The organism is Sediminibacillus albus (genome assembly GCF_900101125.1).
GTDB lineage: Bacteria > Bacillota > Bacilli > Bacillales > Amphibacillaceae > Sediminibacillus > Sediminibacillus albus.
In genome coordinates, this window is sequence record NZ_FNFL01000006.1 from 53,067 (window position 1) to 76,558 (window position 23,492).

The 23,492-nt window shown below is 40.1% G+C and carries 23 protein-coding genes and 2 tRNA genes; 1 reads left to right on the forward strand and 24 read right to left on the reverse strand.

The features are described from left to right. Positions 1-307: 307 nt before the first annotated feature. From clpX to BLR93_RS14435, 16 genes are all read right to left on the reverse strand, one after another. A complete protein-coding gene (gene clpX / locus BLR93_RS14360) occupies positions 308-1,588 on the reverse strand; it encodes an ATP-dependent protease ATP-binding subunit ClpX (RefSeq protein WP_093216001.1) in 1,281 nt (426 codons plus the stop codon). Between the two features lie 424 nt (positions 1,589-2,012). Continuing rightward, positions 2,013-3,299 carry a trigger factor gene (gene tig / locus BLR93_RS14365; RefSeq protein WP_093216003.1) on the reverse strand — a complete coding sequence of 429 codons (1,287 nt, stop codon included), beginning with the start codon at positions 3,297-3,299 and terminating at the stop codon, positions 2,013-2,015. A gap of 182 nt (positions 3,300-3,481) precedes the next feature. Then, complete coding sequence (locus BLR93_RS14370) at positions 3,482-4,477, reverse strand: tetratricopeptide repeat protein (RefSeq protein ID WP_093216006.1); 996 nt, start codon at positions 4,475-4,477, stop codon at positions 3,482-3,484. A 194-nt stretch (positions 4,478-4,671) separates the two neighbouring features. Continuing rightward, positions 4,672-4,745, reverse strand: a tRNA-Arg gene (locus BLR93_RS14375). 52 nt (positions 4,746-4,797) lie between these two features. After that, a tRNA-Gly gene (locus BLR93_RS14380) sits at positions 4,798-4,871 on the reverse strand. A gap of 201 nt (positions 4,872-5,072) precedes the next feature. Further along, positions 5,073-5,591, reverse strand: a complete 519-nt coding sequence (locus tag BLR93_RS14385) for a metallophosphoesterase family protein (protein WP_093216008.1) — start codon at positions 5,589-5,591, stop codon at positions 5,073-5,075. A gap of 16 nt (positions 5,592-5,607) precedes the next feature. Next, positions 5,608-6,201: an XTP/dITP diphosphatase gene (locus BLR93_RS14390; protein WP_093216011.1), complete on the reverse strand. Its 594-nt coding sequence runs from the start codon at positions 6,199-6,201 to the stop codon at positions 5,608-5,610. Then, complete coding sequence (gene rph / locus BLR93_RS14395; protein WP_093216013.1) at positions 6,201-6,974, reverse strand: ribonuclease PH; 774 nt, start codon at positions 6,972-6,974, stop codon at positions 6,201-6,203. The genes BLR93_RS14390 and rph overlap by 1 nt, the downstream gene beginning before the upstream one ends. Positions 6,975-7,117: 143 nt before the next feature. Next, positions 7,118-8,218 carry a GerMN domain-containing protein gene (locus BLR93_RS14400; RefSeq protein ID WP_093216016.1) on the reverse strand — a complete coding sequence of 367 codons (1,101 nt, stop codon included), beginning with the start codon at positions 8,216-8,218 and terminating at the stop codon, positions 7,118-7,120. Positions 8,219-8,401: 183 nt separating this feature from the next. Beyond that, positions 8,402-9,205, reverse strand: coding sequence for a glutamate racemase (racE, locus tag BLR93_RS14405; RefSeq protein WP_093216019.1), 804 nt, complete (start codon positions 9,203-9,205; stop codon positions 8,402-8,404). A gap of 18 nt (positions 9,206-9,223) precedes the next feature. Beyond that, on the reverse strand, positions 9,224-9,676 hold the full coding sequence (locus tag BLR93_RS18320) for a MarR family winged helix-turn-helix transcriptional regulator (protein WP_245690167.1): 453 nt from the start codon (positions 9,674-9,676) through the stop codon (positions 9,224-9,226). 488 nt (positions 9,677-10,164) lie between these two features. Next, positions 10,165-10,389 carry a helix-turn-helix domain-containing protein gene (locus BLR93_RS14415; RefSeq protein ID WP_026569771.1) on the reverse strand — a complete coding sequence of 75 codons (225 nt, stop codon included), beginning with the start codon at positions 10,387-10,389 and terminating at the stop codon, positions 10,165-10,167. A gap of 138 nt (positions 10,390-10,527) precedes the next feature. Beyond that, complete coding sequence (locus BLR93_RS14420; RefSeq protein ID WP_093216337.1) at positions 10,528-10,971, reverse strand: acyl-CoA thioesterase; 444 nt, start codon at positions 10,969-10,971, stop codon at positions 10,528-10,530. A 137-nt stretch (positions 10,972-11,108) separates the two neighbouring features. Then, positions 11,109-11,870, reverse strand: a complete 762-nt coding sequence (gene sdhB, locus BLR93_RS14425) for a succinate dehydrogenase iron-sulfur subunit (protein ID WP_093216024.1) — start codon at positions 11,868-11,870, stop codon at positions 11,109-11,111. Positions 11,871-11,885: 15 nt separating this feature from the next. Next, the gene (gene sdhA, locus BLR93_RS14430; protein ID WP_093216027.1) at positions 11,886-13,637 is read right to left on the reverse strand and encodes a succinate dehydrogenase flavoprotein subunit; all 1,752 of its coding nucleotides are present in this window, start codon (positions 13,635-13,637) and stop codon (positions 11,886-11,888) included. 47 nt (positions 13,638-13,684) lie between these two features. Then, positions 13,685-14,305: a succinate dehydrogenase cytochrome b558 subunit gene (locus tag BLR93_RS14435; protein WP_093216030.1), complete on the reverse strand. Its 621-nt coding sequence runs from the start codon at positions 14,303-14,305 to the stop codon at positions 13,685-13,687. A gap of 284 nt (positions 14,306-14,589) precedes the next feature. Here BLR93_RS14435 and BLR93_RS14440 point away from each other — a divergent pair, with 284 nt between their 5' ends. Further along, the gene (locus BLR93_RS14440) at positions 14,590-15,030 is read left to right on the forward strand and encodes a YslB family protein (RefSeq protein ID WP_093216032.1); all 441 of its coding nucleotides are present in this window, start codon (positions 14,590-14,592) and stop codon (positions 15,028-15,030) included. Positions 15,031-15,196: 166 nt separating this feature from the next. Here BLR93_RS14440 and uvrC read toward each other — a convergent pair whose 3' ends face one another. The 8 genes from uvrC to BLR93_RS14480 form a co-directional block, all read right to left on the reverse strand. Further along, entirely contained in the window at positions 15,197-16,990 is a 1,794-nt protein-coding gene (uvrC, locus tag BLR93_RS14445; protein ID WP_093216035.1) for an excinuclease ABC subunit UvrC, read from the reverse strand. Between the two features lie 137 nt (positions 16,991-17,127). Further along, entirely contained in the window at positions 17,128-17,442 is a 315-nt protein-coding gene (gene trxA, locus BLR93_RS14450; protein ID WP_093216037.1) for a thioredoxin, read from the reverse strand. Between the two features lie 265 nt (positions 17,443-17,707). Next, positions 17,708-18,688: an electron transfer flavoprotein subunit alpha/FixB family protein gene (locus BLR93_RS14455; RefSeq protein WP_093216039.1), complete on the reverse strand. Its 981-nt coding sequence runs from the start codon at positions 18,686-18,688 to the stop codon at positions 17,708-17,710. A gap of 26 nt (positions 18,689-18,714) precedes the next feature. Beyond that, positions 18,715-19,488 (reverse strand): electron transfer flavoprotein subunit beta/FixA family protein, encoded by a 774-nt coding sequence (locus BLR93_RS14460; RefSeq protein WP_093216042.1) that lies wholly within the window; start codon positions 19,486-19,488, stop codon positions 18,715-18,717. Positions 19,489-19,503: 15 nt separating this feature from the next. Further along, entirely contained in the window at positions 19,504-20,277 is a 774-nt protein-coding gene (locus BLR93_RS14465) for an enoyl-CoA hydratase (RefSeq protein WP_093216044.1), read from the reverse strand. 42 nt (positions 20,278-20,319) lie between these two features. Further along, positions 20,320-20,904, reverse strand: coding sequence for a fatty acid metabolism transcriptional regulator FadR (locus tag BLR93_RS14470; RefSeq protein ID WP_093216047.1), 585 nt, complete (start codon positions 20,902-20,904; stop codon positions 20,320-20,322). 147 nt (positions 20,905-21,051) lie between these two features. Next, positions 21,052-22,755: a long-chain-fatty-acid--CoA ligase gene (locus BLR93_RS14475; RefSeq protein WP_093216049.1), complete on the reverse strand. Its 1,704-nt coding sequence runs from the start codon at positions 22,753-22,755 to the stop codon at positions 21,052-21,054. Between the two features lie 279 nt (positions 22,756-23,034). Further along, positions 23,035-23,442: a DUF350 domain-containing protein gene (locus tag BLR93_RS14480; protein ID WP_093216052.1), complete on the reverse strand. Its 408-nt coding sequence runs from the start codon at positions 23,440-23,442 to the stop codon at positions 23,035-23,037. Positions 23,443-23,492 lie beyond the last annotated feature (50 nt).

Genomic DNA, 23,492 nt, shown 5'->3' on the forward strand with positions numbered 1-23,492 from the left:
TTCTACTGTCACTCTTGGCACCTCCATTTTATACACCGTGATAACTGATAAATAACACCATACTCCCATTTCTTTATTACTTCACAAAACCGACACTTTTATACCAGTGTAAAGAAAAGATTGTACCATGTAAATCATCAAACATTGCAGTGTTAATACTATTTCCTGACTTCCGCTATTTTAAAACATTTGCCGTGATGCTTAATCGCCTTAATCATGTATAAATCCCTTGCTATGAAATAACAAGGGATTTATATCAGCCAATGAATCATGTTTATTTAAGTAAAATTCATTGTAAATAATTTATTTAAGCACTTTCCTTTGGAGACTCCTTGTTTTCATCTTTGACAGTGCCATCATTCAAAACCAGCTTCGGACGGCCGTTTTCCAATAACACCGTATCCTTCGTGATAATACATTTTTCAATGTCGTCCCTGGAAGGAAGTTCAAACATTACATCGAGCATGATCCCTTCAATAATGGAACGTAAACCTCGAGCGCCTGTTTTGCGTTCGATTGCTTTTTTGGCAATCTCCACAAGGGCTTCTTCCTCGAACTCTAATTCAACATCATCAATTTGGAATAATTTTTGATATTGTTTAGCAAGCGCATTTTTCGGTTTTGTGAGAATCTCAACCAATGCATCTTCGTCTAATGGTTCCAGGCTGCCGATTACAGGAAGACGGCCGATGAATTCTGGAATCAATCCAAACCGAAGCATATCTTCCGGCAGTACTTTTGAAAGTAGTTCTCCCTTGTCTAAATCCTGATTCGTGTCTTCAGAACCAAAGCCAATAACTTTTTTACCTAGACGGCGCTTAACGATTTGTTCAATCCCATCAAACGCTCCGCCGCAGATAAATAAAACATTGGTAGTGTCTATTTGAATGAATTCCTGATGAGGATGCTTACGTCCACCTTGTGGCGGCACACTTGCAACGGTACCTTCCAGAATCTTCAGCAATGCTTGCTGGACACCTTCCCCAGACACGTCACGTGTAATCGATGGATTTTCGGATTTTCTAGCTACTTTATCAATTTCATCGATATAAATAATGCCCTTCTCTGCTTTTTCTACATCATAATCTGCTGCTTGAATTAATTTTAGAAGGATGTTTTCAACATCTTCCCCTACATAACCAGCCTCAGTTAGCGAAGTAGCATCAGCGATTGCAAACGGTACATTTAAAATTCGCGCTAGAGTTTGTGCAAGCAAAGTTTTACCGCTTCCGGTAGGTCCTATCATCGCTATATTACTCTTGGATAGTTCCACATCATCAGCCGTGTTTTTGCCAGAGTTAATCCTTTTGTAATGATTATACACAGCAACAGATAAATTCTTTTTTGCCTTTTCCTGTCCAATCACATAATCATTTAGGATTTCACAGATTTCCTGTGGTTTTGGAATTTCTTTGAATTCCACTTCTTCTTCATTACCTAGTTCTTCTTCAACGATTTCCGTACAAAGTTCAATACATTCATCACATATATAAACACCAGGTCCAGCAACTAATTTTCGAACTTGGTCTTGGCTTTTACCACAAAAGGAACATTTTAACTGCCCTTTTTCCTCATTAAATTTATACATCTAATTCACCCCTCAAGTTATAAGTATCTATAATGATATGAGAAATCATCTACATTTAACGTAAAAGATTACTTTCTTTAGCTCATAATATCAGATAACGCGTTTCGAAAAAAGTAAAATACCTTAAAACAAAATGATCTCATTCATTTTTACCCATCCAGGTACTTACCAAAAGTGTTGCCATCAATCGGAATTAATAAACCGCTTAATTTCATACAGTTTAAACTTAATTATGTAAGAAGAAATGAATTTGTCAACTAATATACGATTTATGTATGTCTATTATATTATATTATATTATAAAGCTGTGATATATGTTTCTCTCCATAGTGATTTGAATGATTAAATTTTAGTCTTTCCCTGCTGGTTTATAGAGAAAACAAGGCACGAACCAAAATCGCGCCTTGTTTTTTAGAGTATTGATTTATTTTGTTTTGCTGTGTTCAACAAGAAAATCAATGGCTTTCTTAAACCTTAAATCTTCTTTGATAGCATCGGTGTTACCGCCAAGCATTTGTTTAAGCTGCTCAACTTCTGTCTGATACATGGAAGCCATTGATTCGAGCTCTTTGTCCACGTCTTCATCAGTAGGCTGAACATCTTCTGCGTTTGCAATCGCATCGAGGGTCAAGTTTGTTTTAACCCGCTTTTCGGCATCCTCTTTCATTTGCTCTTTCAAAGCATTTTCATCTGTGCCGGAGAACTGGTAATACATATCCATCGTCATTCCCTGCATTTGCAGACGTTGTTCAAATTCTTTTACCATCCGGTCGAGTTCAGTTGTTACCATAGCTTCCGGAATTTCTACTTCAGCATTTTCTGAAGCTTGTTCAATCAAAGACTCACGTTTTTTATTATCAGCGTCTGTTTCTTTTTGTTCTTTAAGACGCTCTTTCGTTTTGGTTTTCAATTGTTCCAGCGTTTCAACTTCTTCATCGACATCTTTTGCAAATTCATCGTCAAGTTCCGGCAATTCTTTTGCTTTGATTTCGTGGATTTTTACTTTAAACGTTGCTTCTTTTCCAGCTAGTTCTTCGGCATGGTATTCCTCTGGGAAAGTTACTTTCACTTCAGTATCTACGCCAGTTTCTTTACCTACCAATTGTTCTTCAAAGCCAGGAATGAAAGATCCAGAGCCGATTTCAAGTTGATGGTTTTCCGCCTGTCCGCCTTCAAATGCTTCCCCATCAACGAATCCTTCAAAGTCAATGACTACCGTGTCACCGTCTTCTACTTTTCCTTCTTCTTTAACAACTAATTCTGCTTGCTGTTCTTGTATATGAGACAATTCGTGTTCAACGTCTTCATCTGTTACTTCTGTTTCTTCCTCTTCTACTCCCAAGCCTTTGTATTCACCCAATTTAACTTCAGGTTTTACTGTAACTTGTGCCGTGAAGATTAGCGGTTTGCCTTTTTCGATTTGAGTTACATCTACTTCCGGTTGATCAACCGGTTCAATTCCCGTTTCTTCTACAGCGTTAGTATATGCCTCAGGCAAAACAATATCTACTGCATCTTGGTATAGTGACTCTACACCAAAGCGTTGTTCGAACATTCCTCTAGGCATTTTTCCTTTACGGAAGCCTGGAACCTGTACTTGCTTAACCACTTTTTTGAAGGCTTGATCTAAAGCCTGATCAAACTTATCCGCTTCAACTTCGATGGTCAAAGTTCCCTGGTTTCCTTCTTGTTTTTCCCATTTTGCTGACATGTAATTCCCTCCAACATCTATAAATTCAGTATGTCTTGTTTGACGTTCATTCGGTGTATAATAGTATCATACGAAGGCGGAACGCAATTGCAACCACCTTATTATAACATAATCATTTGTGCTTTCAACAATTAGAACAGCCAGAAACAACAGCAGCCGTGATGGCTTCCTGAAAAAGTTCTTTATTCTTCTATAATGGAAAAATAACGTTTTTGGCTCTCAGCTATTTCTTTTAAATATGTATCCGTTTCAAAAGCTTCAGCTTCTTTTCTATATGTATTTTCGAAGGCTTCCAGCTGAAGATATTGCGCACCCATTATTTTCAATGCATGGCTTATTGCCACTAAATCCTTTTCCTCCGGCATTACTGGATATCTTACATATAAATAACGGTACAGGAGATTCTCCAACAGTTGGAAAAGCGAAGGATTATCCTGTTCCACCTCACGCATAAGCACGTGTATTTGCTTCGTTACAGCATGCGAGTCGATCCCCTTTAATTTTGAAGGATTGACTGTTATAGTAAAGCCCAATTTATCTACTGCTATATCCTCATCAATCTGCTGCTCCTGCATCCATTCTATTATTGCTGTTTTGACTACAGGATCGATCTGCTGATCTTTGAGAAGCCTTTTCAAAAATTGAATATATGGTGCAACGGCTAAACCGCGGCATTGCACTAAAAGTCTCCATTGTGAGAACGAATCCCCTGCTTTAACTGCCTTGCCAAGTTCATTAATATAGTCATATGCTTGTTCGTCCATTTTGTCCTGGCTTAATTTTTTGCTCATTTCCGATAGCTGTTTCAATTGCGATTGAAATGGTTCCACAACCGTCTTGCTGGCAAAGACATCCTCTATTATTTCAATCAGTTGTTTATATTCGCTCATCTGAAACAACAATGTTAAATAAATATGTAAGTATTCAAAGTAATAATCATCTTCCTGAGCTATAAGGCGGCGGCACAATTCCTCTGCATCTTCTGTTTTTCCCAGCTCCATTAAGCAGATTATTTTTCCGGTGAAGATTTCATGAGAATAAATTTCATGGCCAATCAGCTCATTAAGTTTTTTCAGTGCATCTTCATAACGTTTTTCTTTCAAAGCTTGCAGGCTTTCCTCTTCCAGCGTATCTTTCCATTTAGGAAAAATAATCACATTGTCATTTTTCGTTTTCATGCGCATCCTTCCTAACCGTTTTTGATGTATGTATTAGCTGCTATTTTTATCTGTACCCTTAAAATAAAATTTAAAACAAAGTTGTGCCCATTAAATACAATATAACGATTGGGTGAAGAACATTGATAGTATCAACAAAAAACTAATATGAATAAAAAGGGTTCAACTTTACAGTTGAACCCTTTTTAAAAGAGTGTCCCAGACAGGATTCGAACCTGTGACCCACAGCTTAGAAGGCTGTTGCTCTATCCTGCTGAGCTACTGGGACCTAATTTTTAAAATTGATATTAAGTATTCTTCATTATAACATATTTTATGTATGGAGCGGGTGAAGGGAATCGAACCCTCATCATCAGCTTGGAAGACTGAGGTTTTACCACTAAACTACACCCGCACATTATTGGATTTTCATAGCTTACGCTCTTTATTTAATTACTGTGCCTGTATCTGCCCAATTTCAGTCTCTCTTTGTAACGGACAAGATTCATTATATAAATTATGAATATAGTTGTCAACAGTTTTCTAAAAGATATTTTGAATTTTAGGACCGCCTCAGTAACAGCGGCCCTATACAGATCAAGAAAAAAACGGAAATTTATTTTAGGGCTGTTTTATAAGTCATCCCTTCGACAGTTTCTCCATTAATGTCCTTGAATTCGACCATTACGTCGCTTTTTTCTTCCCAGCTTAAAATTGCATAAGTTTTTTCCGCCCGGCCTCTCGGCAGCATGATACTGCCAGGGTTGATGAACAACTTATTTTCCACCCGTTCAGCCCCTGCTATATGTGTATGTCCAAAGCATACCACTTGGGCGCCCTGTTCATCTGCGCGGTACGAGAGAGGCATTAACGTACTTTTCACCCTATGTAAGTGTCCGTGGGCTACGTAAAAGTGGGTACCACTTACAGAAAAATCTACTTCTTCAGGAAGGCGAGGATCGATGTCACAATTACCTGCAACCTTCATAAACTCTTCTAGTTCACCAGCATCAGCATCCAGCTCGGAATCACCGCAGTGGATATACTGGTCAATTTCTCCGTGGTGCCTTTTTTTTATTTCTGCAACTTCTTCAGTCAAGCCGTGACTGTCGCTCATAATCAGGATTTTTGGCATGTTTGCTCCTCTCCTTTTAGTTATCTTTCAACCATTTTTCTAACTGGATTATTGCATTTTTTCGGTGGCTGATTGTATTTTTTTCCTGGGAACTTAGCTGAGCCATTGTCTTGTCCGAGCCTTTCGGGTAAAACACAGGGTCGTAACCAAAGCCGTTATTGCCATGAGGTTCGTTGGCTATATTCCCTTCACAAGTCCCCCGTTTAAAGATGGTTGACTGTCCAGGCCTTGCGACAGCTAACACACACACAAACCGTGCCGTTCTTTTATCTAAGGGAACGGTGGAAAGCTCGTTTAGAAGTTTTGCGATATTAGCCTGATCGTTTTTTTCTTCGCCCGCGTATCTGGCTGAATATATACCAGGTCTGCCATCCAAAGCATCTACTTCTATTCCTGAATCATCAGCAAGTACGGGAAGCGAGAACATTTTAGAGATCGTCTCTGCTTTAATTGCGGCATTTTCTGCAAACGAATCTCCGGTTTCTTCAATATCAGGGATGGATTCTTCCAGGTCTAATAAAGATTTGATTTCAATGCCGTATTTTGAAAATAACTCCTTGAAGTCTTGCACCTTCCCTTTATTCTTAGTAGCTATAATCATTTTTTCCATTAAGATCCTCCAGTTACTTCCTCATTTTCTTTATTTTTATCAATTGCCTCAGCCAAGTTGCCAAGAGCATTCCTTTGAATCTTAAAAATCTCTTCGAGCCCCTCATTTGCAAGGCCAAGCATGGTTTGCAGCTGCGGCATGGAGAAGGTAGCCTCTTCACCCGTTCCTTGTATTTCTACAAACTCACCGGTCCCGGTCATGACAATATTCATATCCACATGAGCCTGTGAGTCTTCTTCATACTGTAAATCAAGGATTTCTGTACCATCAGGCAGCACCCCCACGGATGTAGCGCCTAAAAAATCGTTGACCGGCAGCTGCTTCAATATATTTTTTTTGAGTAAATTTCCAAATGCTAGTACAACCGCAACAAAAGCGCCTGTTATAGACGCAGTTCTCGTACCGCCGTCAGCTTGAATGACATCACAATCAACCCAAACTGTCCGCTCCCCAATTTTCTCTAGATCGACTACAGCACGAAGAGACCTGCCGATTAACCGTTGGATTTCCATCGTTCTGCCGGAAACTTTACCCTTCGAAGACTCCCGTATATTTCTTTGTTCGGTAGCTCTAGGCAGCATGGCGTATTCAGCAGTTATCCATCCCTTTCCGGAACCGCGCATAAAAGGAGGAACACGATCTTCAATGCTCGCATTGCATATTACCTTTGTTTCACCAACAGTGATCAATACGGACCCTTCTGGATGTTTTACATAATTCACTTCAATATTTATCGGTCGCAATTCGTTTATTTTTCTATCATTACTTCTCATCTTTATGTCCTCCTTTTAATTACTCACTAATCGTAACATATTTTTACCAAATGATATAAGTTCATGCAAAACCCAAATGAACGACTGCTTATGAATGGAAAAAAGGAGCCGAATGACCCGGCTCCTCTCCTTTCTATTCTATCCTATAAACTTCCGGTAGGTACAAATGTATTCCTAGTAACCGGTTCTGTATATGCTGTTCCTTTTTCATTAAATACTTGCTCCAGGTTTCCTACATTAATATCTACCGCTTCCACACCAGGTTGATCCGTTAGTGTTAAGACGAGTGTTTCCATTACTTCATCTGCGATAGAAGCATTCTCCGCATTTTCCAGTATATTCTCATTAAAATCCAGCGTAAGCACCCCATCATCGATGGTTGGATCTGCTGTCAATGAAGTACCTGAATTAAATACGTTCAATAAATTCAAGTCATTTGCAGGGCCTTCCACTAAGGCTTGTACAATGGAAGCAAAGTCCTCTGCACTTTGCTTTTCTACATGCTGGGTAACAGGGACATGATAGAGCTGTTCTCCTTGCTGGGCCGGATAATAGAGCGTTACCGCTTCACTTTCCATCAAGTCAATATTGTCGCCATTATATATATTTATACCGTTCGCACGTGAAACCCCTTCACCAATTGGTGTTCCGCTTACTGGCATTTCCTTTTTTTCTTCTCCATTGATCCACAGTTTAACTCTTTCTACATTATCAAACTGAGTCAGTGTATAAGTCATCGACTGCAGGATTTTTTGCTCATCCTCTGGGCGATAGTCTGCAAACTCTTTAGAAACATCGACTGTTAAAACGCCATCCTTAAGGTTCAAACTATTGATAGCAGTACCAGCTGGAAGCACCGCTTCAAAACCATCCGGCAGTAACTCAGTTACAGGCCCGTCTTTCACTAGATATTCCAATGCTTGTTTTGCAACTTCTTTGGATTCCATGTTCGGCAGCTCTAATGTTTGTGGAACGACCATACCATTCGCATCCAACAAATAAAGCTGCCGCTCTACCGTGGTTGTTTCTGCCTCAGATTCGGAGTCTTCCGCACCGTTTTCGCTTTTTTCATCTTCCTGAGGCTCATCCCCAGCTACTTCATCCAAATTATCTGTAAAGGTCGCTTCTTCTGGGGGGGCATCCATTTCCTTCAATGTCTGTTCGCCCTGGAAAACCCCACAACCTGTCATTACTAAAGCAATGCCCAAAACACCTGCTGATATTATCAATGACTGCTTCCTCATGCTTTCCCCTCCTACGATGGTTTGTACTATTATATATACGAGCTTCCATCGAATTTAGACCAAGCATTGTAAAATTTTGTTGCTGTCCTTCGGTAAGATTTACAATAAAACAATCATATCCTCTGTTTCAAATTATTGTTCAACTGTAAAATAACCGATCCTCTTATGAGAATCGGTTACCTGTCATTCGGCTAATTTCACGTTTTTTATTTCTGAAACTGGCTGTTCAAGCCATGCTTGGCTTATAGTTTCAAAGACAGTTGGCTCTCCCGTAGTATAAAATTTATGCTGCGGCTCCCTATTTCCTTTAAATAATTTTTCCTGATAGCCCATTATGGCACTTACCTCACGAGCTGTTTCTTCCCCAGAAGAAATAATCGTTACGTGTTCACCGATTACCTTTTGAACAGTATCACGGAGTAAGGGATAGTGAGTACACCCTAAAATGAGCGTATCTATATGGTTCTTTTTCTTTAAGGGTACAAGAGTTTCCGAAACTACTTTGTAAGCTTCTTCTCCTGATAACACGCCTTGCTCGACCATTGGCACGAACCTTGGGCATGCCAAAGCATTGATGTGGATATTAGCGTTTATATTTTTCAAAGCAAGAGGGTATGCTTCGCTCTTAATAGTCCCTTCCGTTCCTATAACACCTATATGAAGGTTTTGTGTTGATTTAATTGCAGCCCTGGCTCCGGGCTGAATAACACCGATTACGGGAATTGGAAGTTCTCTTTGTAATTGTTCCAAAGCAAAAGCTGTAGCAGTATTACAAGCTACAACCAGCATTTTTATTTTTTTGTTCATTAAAAAATCCACCATTTCCCAAGTGAATTGGATAACTTCCTCTTCTGTACGCGGTCCATATGGACACCGCAGCGTATCTCCTAGATATACGAGTTCTTCCCGGGGAAGCTGACGCATTAGTTCTCTTGCTACAGTCAATCCGCCGACACCCGAATCAATGACTCCTATTGGTTGATCCACCGTGCTCGCTCCTTTTCTTTATTTTCCGCTGACTTTTTTCATTTGTTGATGGAGCAGGTCAAGTATCCGTTCCAGTGTACCAACCTCTTCATTAGAGACACTTTCCAAAACTTCTCCTAAGTATTCCTGCCGCTTGATGATAACTTCCTGGATGATGCTCTTGCCTTTCTCCAGTAAATGGATTCTGACTACGCGTCTGTCACTTGTATCCTTTATTCTCTCAACTAACTCGTTTTTCTCCATTCTGTCTACTAAGTCAGTCGTTGTACTAAAAGCTAAATTTATTTTATTAGATAACTCACCAATCGTCAGGTCACCTTCTTCGTTCAGCCATTGTAAAGCCACAAATTGAGGTGCCGTAATGGGATAGTGGGTTAATATTTCTCTACCCTTTTGCTTAATGATACCGGAAATGTACCTTAAATTTTTTTCTACTTCAGCTATCGTTGCTTGTTGGGAAGTTTTTTGCAATATATAGCCCCCTTTTGACCTTATACTTATTATATAATGATTAACTACTGTAAACGCAAGCACAATTTGCTTAGTATTGTAATGTTTCAATCTCTTTTTGTCATTGGTGATTTTCTCCACTTTTTTAAATGGGGCCGGCTGGCGATGGCCAAACGGTGCAGCTTGGATGCTGCTAGCAGACTCGCAGAACCCTGAATCAGCGCAGAATATGCACACCTCGCATTCCACTTTGACTGCATACTCCCTCATAGAAAATGACAATCAAACAACCAATGAAAAGCCACCGATGGCCGCAGAGCACAATCATTATGAATAAGGTAAAAGTCTTACATCCTTATAGATAATTACATACCCGACTTTACTATTTTAAATCAGTAAAGCAGACAACTCACAAAATATGCCTAAGAGAACTCTGAAACGATTGCACAGATAAAAATTACTTCATACAAATTAAAAAACCGACCTTCATAAAGAAAGCCGGTTTCTTACTAGAGCTTTAGTTCCCCCATACGAAGGAGCTCTACGACTGCTTGTGAACGCCCCTTGACACCTAACTTTTGCATAGCATTTGATATGTGATTCCGAACAGTCTTTTGAGATATAAACAGTTCCTGGGCAATTTCTTTTGTTGTTTTGTCCTGTACTAGAAGTTCAAATACTTCTTTCTCGCGCTTGGTTAATAATTGCTTCGGCTTGTAGTCACTATCATTCAAATGTTAACCCCTCCTTGCTGTCTTTAAAGCCACATGGTGAAGGGTGTTTATTTAGTCAATGTATTTTATGAAAAAGAAAGTCAACCCGTGAATCCGTTTCGTGTAAATTAACCGAAATTAAAACGAAAATCATACCGCTTACACCTTTAATTTCATTTTTTCTTTCTCAGTAAAAGGGACTGGGGTTCCTGACTGGACATCTACTTGTACCATCCTCCCTCTCCCAGTAATGCAGACTTCTCCCCTTTGATTCATTCCCAGATAGTGAATATCGATAGATGTTTTACCAGTGTGATTTACTTTAACATAAAGCTTTAAATTGTCATTAAAATAAATTTGTCTATGGTAATCACATTGTAAATCAGCAACAATGGGTATTTGCTGCGACTCGTCTGCCAACGCATTAAATAAACCGAGGTTTTTCAAGAATGCAATCCGCGCCTCTTCAAAGTAGATAAATGGAGAAATGTTGTTCACATGTCCAAACATGTCTGTTTCAGAGAACCTTATATTAATGGGAATATAGAACTCAAACCCTTTTTTCCATTGCGTAAAATCCTCGATATAGTTAACCGCTTTCATTTCATCGTTTCCTCCTTTTGCTAATTTCCTGGTCAGATCCTGCTTCCTTTGGGTTCCAGGCTGTTCTAAGGTGTAAAAGAAGCCTTTACCAGGCATACAGGTAAAGGCTCTCTCATTAGTAGTTTAGTATTTTAAAATCAATAAACATGGTCACTGCCGAAGAAATTCTTAAATGCCTGGATGTTGGTATCTCTATTCATTGCAGCAATCGAAGTCGTTAAAGGAATCCCTTTCGGACATACTTGCACGCAATTTTGTGAATTACCGCATCCATGAATACCGCCATCTTCCATAAGTGCTTCCAGTCGTTCCCCTTTATTCATTTCTCCAGTGGGGTGCGCATTGAATAAGCGAACTTGTGAAAGAGCTGCAGGGCCGATGAAGTCTGAGTTGCTGTTTACATTCGGACAAGCCTCCAAGCATACTCCGCAAGTCATACATTTAGAGAGCTCGTACGCCCACTGGCGCTTTTTTTCCGGCATGCGCGGCCCAGGGCCGAGATCATGTGTACCATCAATTGGAATCCAAGCTTTTACCTTCTTAAGTGAGTCAAACATCCGGCTTCTATCTACGGATAAGTCCCTCATAACAGGGAAGGTAGACATCGGTTCCAAGCGAATTGGTTGTTCCAGCTTATCAACAAGTGTAGCACAAGACTGTCGGGCCTGCCCATTAATAATCATAGAGCATGCACCACAAACTTCTTCTAAACAGTTCATCTCCCAATATACAGGAGTCGTGTTTTCCCCATTGGCATTGACAGGATTTCTGCGAATCTCCATTAATGCAGATATAACATTCATGTTCTCTCGATAAGGTATTTTAAACGTTTCCTCATAGGGAGAAGATTCTGGACTGTCCTGACGAGTAATAATCATAGTTATTGTATTTTCAGCCATAATAACTTACCCCCTTTACTTTTTCTTACTATAATCGCGTTTTCTAGGTTTAATTAATGAAACATCAACGTCATCATAAGTAAATACTGGTCCATTTTCATTTGGATCAAATGAGGCCTTTGTCGTTTTCAACCAATCTTCATCATTACGTTCGGGGAATTCAGGCTTGTAATGTGCTCCCCGGCTTTCATTCCGATTGTAAGCGCCGATTGTAATAACTCGTGCTAAGTGAAGCATATTTTTTAACTGCCGGGTAAACATAACCCCTTGGTTGCTCCAACGGGAGGTATCGTTAATATTAATATTGTCCCAGCGTTCCATTAATTCTTTAATTTTCTCATCGGTTTTCAACAACTTCTCGTTATCACGAACAACTGTCACATTATCTGTCATCCACTCGCCTAATTCTTTATGAATCTGGTAGGCATTATCGTCGCCATCCATGCTCATTAACTGCTCAAATTGGTCCTGCTCTTCCTTCAGTTTTTCATCGAAAAGAGTGGAAGGAAGATCGTCTGCCGTCTTTTCAAGACCATCGATATATTTTATGGCACTTGGTCCGGCAACCATTCCTCCATAAATGGAAGATAATAAAGAATTGGCTCCTAAGCGGTTACCGCCATGCTGGGAATAATCGCATTCGCCTGCAGCAAAGATACCTGGAATGTTCGTCATCTGGTCATAATCTACCCATAATCCACCCATTGAGTAGTGGACAGCTGGGAATATTTTCATCGGAACCTTACGCGGATCTTCGCCGACAAATTTTTCATAAATTTCAATAATACCGCCGAGTTTAACGTCAAGTTCTTTCGGATCTTTATGAGAAAGGTCCAGATAGACCATATTTTCGCCGTTAATACCAAGTTTTTGGTTTACACAAACATCAAAAATTTCTCTGGTAGCTATGTCCCGCGGAACAAGGTTTCCATATGCTGGATATTTCTCTTCCAGGAAGTACCACGGCTCGCCGTCTTTATATGTCCAAACTCTTCCGCCTTCTCCCCGAGCAGACTCACTCATCAAACGTAGTTTGTCATCACCTGGAATGGCGGTCGGGTGAATTTGGATGAACTCCCCATTGGCGTAAATTGCCCCCTGCTGGTAAAGCGCACCTGCAGCAGATCCTGTGTTAATAACCGAGTTTGTTGACTTGCCAAAAATTATTCCAGGACCGCCTGTAGCCAATATTACTGCGTCTGCTTTAAAGGCTTTGATTTCATGAGTTTGAATATGCTGTGCAGTTATACCGCGTCCAGTACCTTCATCGTCAATAATCGCCGATAAAAATTCCCAGCCTTCATACTTGGTTACAAGTCCTTCTACTTCAAACCGTCTTACTTGTTCATCTAATGCGTACAGCAATTGCTGTCCGGTCGTAGCGCCAGCATATGCCGTACGGTGATGCTGGGTACCACCAAAACGCCTGAAATCCAAAAGACCTTCTGGAGTTCTGTTAAACATAACACCCATGCGATCCAGCATGTGGATAATGCTAGGTGCAGCATCGCACATTGCTTTTACTGGTGGTTGATTGGCAAGAAAATCTCCACCATAAACTGTATCGTCAAAGTGTTCCCACGGAGAGTCGCCTTCTCCTTTTGTATTAACTGCACCGTTAATACCACCTTGAGCACAAACAGAGTGAGAACGTTTTACTGGCACGATGGATAACAGATCAACATGAACGCCTGTTTCTGCTGCCTTAATAGTTGCCATCAGTCCGGCAAGACCGCCCCCGATGACAACAACATTGCGATTACTCATATTTTTGCTCACTCCCTATATCACTAAATACTATTTTCTGTTTCAATTTAAGCCCCGTACGCAAATGCTATAATGGCTCTGATTCCTATATAAGTTACTACAAGGAAAACGATTAAAGTTGCATATGTAGCTACTCTTTGAGAGCGTGGTGTAATCGTAAATCCCCAAGTAACAAGGAAACTCCATAGCCCGTTGGCAAAATGGAAAGTTGTAGATACAACACCTACAATATAGAACCAGAACATAAACGGCTGGGTCAAAATGTTTTCCATCAGGCTGTAATTAAGCTCTGCTGAACCCAAACCGATGGCTATCCTGGTTTCCCATACATGCCAAGTAATGAAAATTAACGTAATAATTCCGGAAATCCTTTGGAATGTAAACATTAAATTGCGAAAAAAACTATAACGTTTGTTATTGTATTTAACAGTAAATACAATATAAACTCCAAGTATCGCATGGAACAAAATCGGAATATAAATAACTACGAATTCCAGTACGATTCGGAACGGCAATCCATGAATAAAACCTGCCGCTTGTTCAAAGCTTTCTCTCCCATATACAGCAAAATGATTCACCAGCAAATGCTGGATCAGGAAAATGCCAATCGGGATTACCCCTAAGAGTGAATGTAACCTACGATAAAAAAAGTCGCGATTCTCCGCCATGTGTACCCCCCTCACCAAAAAATCATCATATATGATACCGTGCATCCGCAAACAATAAAGCGCTTTATTTCTTTATAAAAAGTAAAACCAGCACATTAAATTGCTCGAAAAATGCACATTTTTGTGACACACTTATTGTACTTCTATCATGGTTAAGCGTCAAGAAGACGATTCGCAAAATCGATTAGCGGGTAAAGTTTTCTATCTCTCGTTATTTGAAATTTCCGGGTTGCACTAAATGTAAAATCGGGTAATAATAGTTTGGTAGGAAAGGAATGAATTTCATGGGGAAAAACAGACAACCGATAGATTTAACAACTATCGATCGTTTACATACATCCGGAGCAGGTTATGATATTCTGCGCTATGTCTGCCTGCCGGACTTATTAGGCAAAGAGGCCTCTCCCATTCTATATATCATGGGGAAAAACCTGGCACGAAATTTAAAAGCTGGCACGATTGAGGAAGTCATCAACTGCTTTTCTAAATTCGGCTGGGGAGATTTGCATTTAGTGAAAGAAAAAAGAAGGGAAATGATTTGGGAGTTAACCGGCGACCAAATTAAGCACCGCCACGAAACAAATCTTGACAGCATCGAATACCGCCTGGAAGCAGGATTTCTAGCCGAGTCGATCCAGCAAATAAAAGGAACAGCATGTGAAGGCATCGAAGAAATCAAACAAAAAACCAACACCGTACAATTTAGCGTCGTATATACAAAATAAGATCAAAAGCGTAAGAGCCTATGTTCAGCGCCGAAATAGTCTGGACAGCCATGTCCAAAATAAAAGGTCCACCCTCCTGGCCAAGGGTGGACCGAAAATATATAACAAACTGGCTGGCTTAGAGATAGTTCTAACTCTGAGCCAGCCAGTTTTATAAAAATTGTTCTTAATCTTCCTGGTTGGTTTTATTTGAATTTAAATGGGCTAAAATAGCTTCACCGGTTCCCGTTGGGATTCCTAACTTGATTAAATCGTCTAATTCTGCGTTTTTAATTTCAGTAATAGACTTAAAATGTCTTAGCAATAATCTTCTTCTTTTTTCTCCAACGCCAGGAATGTTATCAAGCTCTGATTTAAATGCACTTTTACCACGCAGCTGACGGTGAAATGTGATGGCAAATCGATGGACCTCATCCTGTATTCGCTGAATAAGATAAAATTCTTTCGAGTTCCTATCCAGGTTAACTACTATTGGAGGGGACCCGTACAGCAGTTCACTCGTACGGTGTTTATCATCTTTAGCGAGCCCGCATAAAGGAATATCAAGCCCAAGTTCATCTTCCAGCACATCTGAAGCAGCCTTCATTTGTCCCTTACCGCCATCAATGACTATTAAATCGGGCAAAGGCAGCCCTTCTTTTAGTACACGCGTATATCTTCTTCTGACGACTTCCCTCATAGTGTCATAGTCATCAGGTCCTTCTACTCCTTTTACTTTATATTTCCGGTATTGTTTCTTGTCAGGCTTGCCATCAATAAACACGATCATAGCTGATACCGGGTCCGTGCCCTGAATATTGGAGTTATCAAAAGCCTCTATCCGATGCGGTGTTTCAATATGAAGTTTGTCTCCTAAATCTTCAACTGCTTTTATCGTTCTTTCTTCGTCTTTTTCAATAATGGAGAATTTTTCTTCCAGGGCAATTTCTGCGTTTTTTTCCGCCAGTTCTACTAATTCTCTTTTTCTTCCGCGATAGGGCACCGTTACGTCGACTTCCAGCAATTCCTTCAGCAAATCATTATCTGTTGGAGCAGGTACCAATACTTGTTTCGGTTTTGGATGATTTTGATGGAGATAGAACCTTCCGATAAAGCTGAGAAATGTGTCTGCCGGCTCATCAAAGAACGGAAATATCGAGACATCGCGTTCAATTAACTTGCCTTGCCGGACAAAAAACACTTGCACACACATCCAGCCTTTATCATAGGAGTACCCAAAGATATCCCTGTCTATCTGGTCCTTCAAAGTCATTTTCTGTTGTTCCATTACTGAATCAATATGTTGAATTTGATCACGGAGTTCCTTCGCTCTTTCGAAGTCAAGCTCTTCTGATGCTTTATACATTTTTTCCTTCAATTCATTTTTGATTTCTTTATGACCGCCGCTCAAAAAAGAACTGATGCTTTGGACAATTTGTTTATTCGTTTCCTGGCTAACTGGATATACACATGGACCGAGACACTGGTTCATATGATAATATAAACAAACCCTGTCTGGCATCTTGTTGCACTTTCTTAATGGGTATAGTCTGTCCAATAATTTTTTTGTTTCCCTTGCCGCTATAACGTTTGGGTAGGGACCGAAGTATTTGGCCTTATCCCTGTTCACTTTCCTGGTAACAATTAAGCGAGGATGCTCCTCAGCAGTTATTTTTATATAAGGATAAGTCTTATCATCTTTCAATAGAACATTGTACTTAGGGTCATATTTTTTAATTAAGTTCATTTCAAGAATCAAGGCTTCTATTTCGGAGGATGTAACAATGTACTCAAATTCAGTAATTTCCTGTACTAGTCTTTGGGTTTTCTGATCGTTTGCTCCGGTGAAATAGGACCGCACGCGATTCTTTAAAGCTTTCGATTTTCCCACGTAGATAACCGTGCCATGCTTGTCTTTCATTAAATAACATCCTGGTTGTGCGGGAAGAACTGCCAACTTTTCTTTTATTCGTTCATTCATTAATTACCTTCCCCCAAATGCATGATAACTATAAATAATACAGCCTGCTTTGCCTCAAACGCAACAATCCCTTGTTACAGCCAAGGCAACAAGGGACAGTTTCAACCATTTGAATTTTAACAATAGGTATTTTCTAATTAGGAGTGCTTGTTAATCAATTCAACTAATGCTTCTTTTGGCTGGAAGCCAATTACTTGATCCACCACTTCTCCATCTTTGAAAAGAAGAAGCGTCGGGATACTCATTACACCGAATTTGCCAGCAGTCTCCTGATTTTCGTCGACATCAAGCTTGACGATTTTTACCTTTTCACTCATCTCATCGTCGATTTCTTCCAATACAGGTGCGATCATTTTACAAGGTCCACACCATGGTGCCCAAAAGTCAGCCAAGACTACGCCTTCGCTTGTTTCTTTATTAAAGTTTTGGTCAGATGCAGTGACAATTGCCATTATAATTCCTCCTTATGATTAACCATTTCCATTGGTTGATGAACACATCAATCCTACCTGAATAACAGTTGTCGTTTTTAACTAGTATAACAGACATTTAAAACAGGATAAATATTCATTTCGATTTGAGTATAGCATCATTAATTAATTTCTTGCCAATAGTTTGCTTAAAAATATCATTTCCTGCTAAAAAAGTTCCATACATTATTTGATCACGAAAGAAAAGTGTAACCGAAGAAGTTTAGTTCTTCGGTTACACTTTAGTTTATGCATTCACTTTGAGTTGTTTAATTTCCTCTATTAATTGTGGAATCACTTCAAATAAATCACCTACAATCCCATAATCGGCGACATTAAAAATATTTGCCTCGGGGTCTTTGTTAATAGCGACAATTACTTTTGAGTTGGACATCCCGGCTAAATGTTGAATAGCTCCGGAGATTCCGCAGGCAATATATAAATCAGGTGTCACAACTTTTCCCGTCTGTCCTATTTGCAAAGAGTAATCACAATAGTCGGCATCGCAAGCTCCCCGGGAAGCCCCTACTGCACCGCCCAACACCTCTGCCAGCTCCTCCAGAGGTTCAAATCCTTCTTTGCTTTTCACCCCGCGACCGCCGGCAATTATTACTTTGGCTTCTGATAAATCAACTCCATCAGCTGCTTTCTTGATTACATCGGTGATAACCGTGCGCAGATCGTCAATTTCGATATCAACTGTTGAAATTTCACCGGTGCGTGATGAATCCTTTTCTAGAGGAGGGATATTGTTTGGTCGGATTGTCGCAAACAGTACGCCATCAGTAACGATTTTCTTCTCAAATGCTTTTCCAGAATAAATCGGCCTTGTGAACACTACATTCTCACCGCTTATTTCTATATTTGTTGCATCCGAGATTAATCCGCTTTCCATTCTTCCGGCAAGTTTAGGAGTCAAATCCTTCCCAATTGCTGTATGTCCCATAATAATAGCTTCAGGAGATTCTTGCTCAATAATCTCGGTTACAGCCTGCGAATACCCTTCCGATGTATACGTTTTCAATTTACTGTGCTGAACGACCTTTACTTTATCTGCTCCATAGAATATCATTTCTTCCGCTAAACTGTTGAGATCACCTTCCCCACAAATGACAGCGACCACTTCACCGCCTGAACCCACTTGTTTAGCAGCAGCAATTGCTTCAAAAGTAACATTTCTTAATACCCCATCACGGGCTTCTCCAATTACTAATACTTTTCTGCTCATTTTTTTACTCCTTTCCCTGCCTGTAGTTATATAACTTTCGCTTCATTTTTGAGCAATGTGACAAGTTCTTTCACTTGATCATTAACATCTCCTTCTAAAACCTTGCCGGATTCCTTTTCAGGCGGAAGAAATATTTCGATTGTTTTCGTTTTTGGCTCTACGTCTTCTTCTTCCAGGTCTAAATCGTCAATTTCCAATTCTTCCAGCGGCTTCTTCTTCGCCTTCATGATTCCCGGCAACGAAGGATAACGAGGCTCATTAAGCCCTTGCTGACAGGTTACTAGTAGCGGGAGAGTTGTATCAACCTTTTCGACATCCCCTTCTACATCGCGTTCAATATGGACAGTTTCTCCCTCGATATCCATTTTTGTGATGGTAGTAACATAAGCTATATCCAGCCTTTCTGCCAACCTCGGTCCTACTTGGCCGCTAGCTTCATCTATCGCTACATTTCCAGCTAAGATTAAATCAGCTTCTTTATCTTCGAAGAATGCTTCCAATATTTTTACGGTAGTAAATTGATCTCCTTTTTCCAAGTCATCTTCTGTGTTAATTAAAACTGCCTTATCAGCACCCATAGCCAAAGCCGTCCGCAGCTGTTTTTCCGATTCCTCTTCTCCAACAGTTACCACTGTCACCTCGCCGCCATGCTGATCACGCTGGTTTATCGCTTCCTCAACAGCATATTCGTCATAGGGGTTGATTATAAATTCTGCCCCTTCCTCATCGATGCTCCCTTGGCTAACATTTATCTTTTCTTCTGTATCAAAGGTCCGCTTTAATAAAACATAAATATTCATCTATATCCTTCCTTTCTACTTATCTTGAAAACTTGGTTTTCTTTTTTCTATGAAAGCAGTAATTCCTTCGCTGGCATCATTATTGCCGAATATTTCCCCGAATGCCTTCGCTTCAGCGTCGATACCTTCCTTAAATTGACTGCTTTTCGCATATGGCAGAAGCTGCATGACACGGTGAACGGTTGGCCCGCTTTTTTCGGCTATTTTTCCTGCCAGCCTCTCCGCCTGTTGAAACAGATCAGCTTCAGGATAGCTTTGATTAGCAAGTCCCAGCTTTGCTGCATCTTTCCCGCTAATCGGCTCTCCGGTTAAAATCATTTCATATGCTTTGGCTCTTCCCACATAACCAGGGAGACGTTGCGTACCGGCAAATCCAGGAATGATTCCGATCGTCAATTCAGGCAGTCCGAGTTTAGCTTCATCACTGACTAACCGGATATGGCATGCCATCGCTAGCTCCAACCCACCCCCGAGGGCAGCTCCGTGGATCACTGCGATGATCGGAACAGGGAAAGCCTCCATCCGGTCGAATAACTGCTGGCCATATTTTGCTAACGAGGTGTAATCTGCTTCTTCCTGCAAGGATGTGAATTCTTTAATGTCCGCTCCAGCAGAGAAAAAGCGCCCTTCCCCCTTCAACACAATCACTTTAACAGCGGGATCATTTTCCAAGTTGTCCAGGATTTCTGACAACTCCTCTAAAATAGCTCTCGATAAAGCATTTGCCGGCGGGCTGCTAATCGTCAGCTCTGTGACCGATCCTGCTTTTTCAGATAAGATATGCTTCATTTCTTTTCTCCTCCTTACAGCTCTATATAAATTCCCGTATTCCTATTGTTTAGACAACCCGTTTATAAGCAGCTGGTGTACTTCTGCTGCCTGATCAGCCAGATTGTATTTTTGTTCCTTCATTACCCAGTTTGTCACGGTTTCATCCAAAGTCCCAAATATCATCTGCCTGACAAGCCTTGTATTTAACTCGGAATGAAAAACTCCTTCCTGTATTCCCTCATCAATGATACTGTCTATTACCTTAAGATATCTTTTTAGGACTTCATTTATTTTGTGACGGAGCTCCTGGTTTGATTGACGGAGTTCTAATTGTGTTACTATTGCCAAAGGGACATTTGCTCCTAGCTGGCTGAAATGCAGCCTGATTAACTCTAGGAGCTTATCCTCTGCATTATTCTTTTCAGCAATTTCCGTTTCGATTCTCGCTATAAATTGCCCCATCTTATCCTGGAATAAGGAGACTAAAATATCTTCTTTATTTTTAAAATATAAATAAATCGTTCCGTCGGCTACCCCTGCTTTTTTTGCTATCTTGGATACCTGGGAGGAATGATATCCGTTTTCAGCAATCACCTCTACTGCTGCATCAATTATTTGTTTGAACTTAGGTTTGGTATTTTTCATTTTTCATTCTCCTACCTGACTCATTAATGAATGAATAATCATTCATCCATATTTTACAACCAGGCAGTTTTTCTGTCAACTAGTTGGTGCTTGTCTTTTTTTAGAGTAACTTGGCTTTTCGCCAAGTCATTCCTCGCTTCCCTGTAATTAAACAGATTCGGAAGCGGCTGTTTCCATTTTCTTTTTATCTTCTTCCACGAGTTTACGGCGAAGTATTTTTCCAACTGCAGTCTTTGGCAGCTCATCCATAAATTCATATATTCTTGGCACTTTGTAAGCAGCAAGCCGTTTTCTGCAAAAAACATCCAGTTCTTCTTCGTTCAAATCCCAACCTTGTTTAGCCACAACATAAGCTTTGACGGTTTCTCCTCTGTAAGGGTCTGGTATTCCAGCAATTACTACTTCCTGAATCCCCTCAAATTCATATAATACCTCTTCTACTTCCCGGGGATAAATATTGTACCCACCGGCAATAATCATATCTTTTTTGCGGTCAACTACATAGAAGTAGCCTTTCTCATCCATATATCCGATATCTCCGGTAAAAAGCCAACCATCCTTTAACACATTATTTGTTTCTTCTTCTCTATTCCAATAACCCTTCATAACTTGCGGGCCTTTAACAGCGATTTCCCCAATTTCTCCAGGCTCGACTTCCTCCATTGTTTCCATATCCATGATGCGGGCGTCGGTATCAGGCCACGGTACCCCGACACTTCCATTGACTCGACGCAATTTTAAAAAGTTAGAGTGAGTTACTGGAGAAGATTCGGTCAATCCGTAGCCTTCTACCAAGTTACCATTCGTAATTTTTTCAAATTGTTCCTGAACCTCGGAAGGTAATGGAGCAGATCCACTTACACAAGCATTGACAGAAGATAAGTCAAATTGCTTCACTTTCGGGTGGTTTAATAGTGCGATATAAATGGTCGGAGCACCTGGAAATACAGTGGGGCGTTGTTTTTCGATGGTCTTCAATACATCTTCCGGTTCGAACTTAGGCAGCAGTATCATTTTAGCTCCGGTCATAATCGAGTAATTCATTACTGTCGTCATTCCATATACGTGGAAAAACGGAAGCACTCCTAACACAATATCTTGTTCTTCTCTCTTTCCGAGCCATGCGATAGACATCAACCCGTTTGCCACAAGGTTATAATGAGTCAGCATAACTCCTTTCGGATAACCGGTCGTTCCCCCTGTATATTGAAGAAGAGCCAGATCTTCCTGTGGATCAATATCATATTCTTTTATCTGTACATTATTCTTCTGCAGGATTTTGTTCCACAAGTGAGTATCTGAAGACTCCTCCAGCTTCACTACTAAGTTGTATTGCTTTTTTTGCACATAAGGATAGATAAGATTTTTTGGGAATGGTAAATACTCCTTGATTTGTGTAACAATCACATGCTCAAGACCGGTTGTTTCTTTGACATTAGAAACCTTCGGAAGTAAGATGTCCAGACAGATAATCACTTTTGCCCCTGAATCCTGTACCTGATACTCTAATTCCCTTTCCTGGTATAAGGGATTGGTTTGTACCACTATCCCCCCGGCTAATAATACTCCATAATAGCTAATCACTGCCTGCGGAGTATTAGGAAGCATAATCGCTACCCGATCTCCTTTTTCCACTCCGAGGGATTGCAGATATGCGGCTATTTTTTTCGACTGGGTATAAACCTCTTCAAACGTCAACTCTTTCCCCACAAAATAAAGCGCTTTCATTTTTGGGTGTTTCGATGCTCTTTCTTTCAAATAATCATGCAGAGGTTTCTTGTCATAGTCGATCGTTATTGGAATATCTTCTGGATATTGAGCATGCCAGAGTTTCTCACTTCCTTGATTCATCTAACTACCTCCTTTTTTTATTATTATCTCTATTATAACTTTATCGAGTTGTTTTTTAAATATTTTTATTTTTCCAACGCTTTCCCTTTAAGACTATTTACCCAAAAAAAGTCTTTAATATTGGAAGATTAATCCTAAAAACCGGCAAATAATAATTATGCCGGACCATTAGGTTCCTTTAGGATGCCATCATCAAATATATTATTCCGACTATGACAAATAAAACAGCCACTACAGCCATTATTTTAGCTAAAGTTTCCATGCTTTTCCTCCTGTAATTCAGCCAATGCTGGCTCCGATAACAAACGATAATCCCACTGAAATCACCATCGATATAAATCCAACCGCCCTGTTATCGCTGGCAATTTCATCATCAATCCGGTAAGTGGGTGTCAAGAATTCAAATACAAAATAACCGATCAGTAAAAGAAAAAATCCAAATATTCCCCAGCCAATACTTTGTAATAACGTATCATTATGTTCTATCGAATACCTGAAAATATTGGCAATCCCAAAAATTTTACCGCCGGTTGCCATTGCCACAGAAAGATTTCCATTTCTAATCTCCTCCCAATTTTTATAGGAGGTCACAATTTCGAATATTGCCAGGAATAATATCAAGCAAAGTATCGACACACTATATCTAGCAGCAGTTTCAACGAGTGTATTTTCCCAAAAGCCAGTCATAAAATATCCTCATCCTTTTTATTCTCCATTAATGTAAGTTTTCCAAGGGG

Bases quoted from the DNA above. Each gene is read 5' to 3' on its own strand.
- clpX (WP_093216001.1), bottom strand. From the start codon at position 1,588: ATGTATAAATTTAATGAGGAAAAAGGGCAGTTAAAATGTTCCTTTTGT.
- tig (WP_093216003.1), bottom strand. From the start codon at position 3,299: ATGTCAGCAAAATGGGAAAAACAAGAAGGAAACCAGGGAACTTTGACC.
- BLR93_RS14370 (WP_093216006.1), bottom strand. From the start codon at position 4,477: ATGAAAACGAAAAATGACAATGTGATTATTTTTCCTAAATGGAAAGAT.
- BLR93_RS14385 (WP_093216008.1), bottom strand. From the start codon at position 5,591: ATGCCAAAAATCCTGATTATGAGCGACAGTCACGGCTTGACTGAAGAA.
- BLR93_RS14390 (WP_093216011.1), bottom strand. From the start codon at position 6,201: ATGGAAAAAATGATTATAGCTACTAAGAATAAAGGGAAGGTGCAAGAC.
- rph (WP_093216013.1), bottom strand. From the start codon at position 6,974: ATGAGAAGTAATGATAGAAAAATAAACGAATTGCGACCGATAAATATT.
- BLR93_RS14400 (WP_093216016.1), bottom strand. From the start codon at position 8,218: ATGAGGAAGCAGTCATTGATAATATCAGCAGGTGTTTTGGGCATTGCT.
- BLR93_RS14420 (WP_093216337.1), bottom strand. From the start codon at position 10,971: ATGAAAGCGGTTAACTATATCGAGGATTTTACGCAATGGAAAAAAGGG.
- sdhB (WP_093216024.1), bottom strand. From the start codon at position 11,870: ATGGCTGAAAATACAATAACTATGATTATTACTCGTCAGGACAGTCCA.
- sdhA (WP_093216027.1), bottom strand. From the start codon at position 13,637: ATGAGTAATCGCAATGTTGTTGTCATCGGGGGCGGTCTTGCCGGACTG.
- BLR93_RS14435 (WP_093216030.1), bottom strand. From the start codon at position 14,305: ATGGCGGAGAATCGCGACTTTTTTTATCGTAGGTTACATTCACTCTTA.
- BLR93_RS14440 (WP_093216032.1), top strand. From the start codon at position 14,590: ATGGGGAAAAACAGACAACCGATAGATTTAACAACTATCGATCGTTTA.
- uvrC (WP_093216035.1), bottom strand. From the start codon at position 16,990: ATGAATGAACGAATAAAAGAAAAGTTGGCAGTTCTTCCCGCACAACCA.
- trxA (WP_093216037.1), bottom strand. From the start codon at position 17,442: ATGGCAATTGTCACTGCATCTGACCAAAACTTTAATAAAGAAACAAGC.
- BLR93_RS14455 (WP_093216039.1), bottom strand. From the start codon at position 18,688: ATGAGCAGAAAAGTATTAGTAATTGGAGAAGCCCGTGATGGGGTATTA.
- BLR93_RS14460 (WP_093216042.1), bottom strand. From the start codon at position 19,488: ATGAATATTTATGTTTTATTAAAGCGGACCTTTGATACAGAAGAAAAG.
- BLR93_RS14465 (WP_093216044.1), bottom strand. From the start codon at position 20,277: ATGAAGCATATCTTATCTGAAAAAGCAGGATCGGTCACAGAGCTGACG.
- BLR93_RS14470 (WP_093216047.1), bottom strand. From the start codon at position 20,904: ATGAAAAATACCAAACCTAAGTTCAAACAAATAATTGATGCAGCAGTA.
- BLR93_RS14475 (WP_093216049.1), bottom strand. From the start codon at position 22,755: ATGAATCAAGGAAGTGAGAAACTCTGGCATGCTCAATATCCAGAAGAT.
- BLR93_RS14480 (WP_093216052.1), bottom strand. From the start codon at position 23,442: ATGACTGGCTTTTGGGAAAATACACTCGTTGAAACTGCTGCTAGATAT.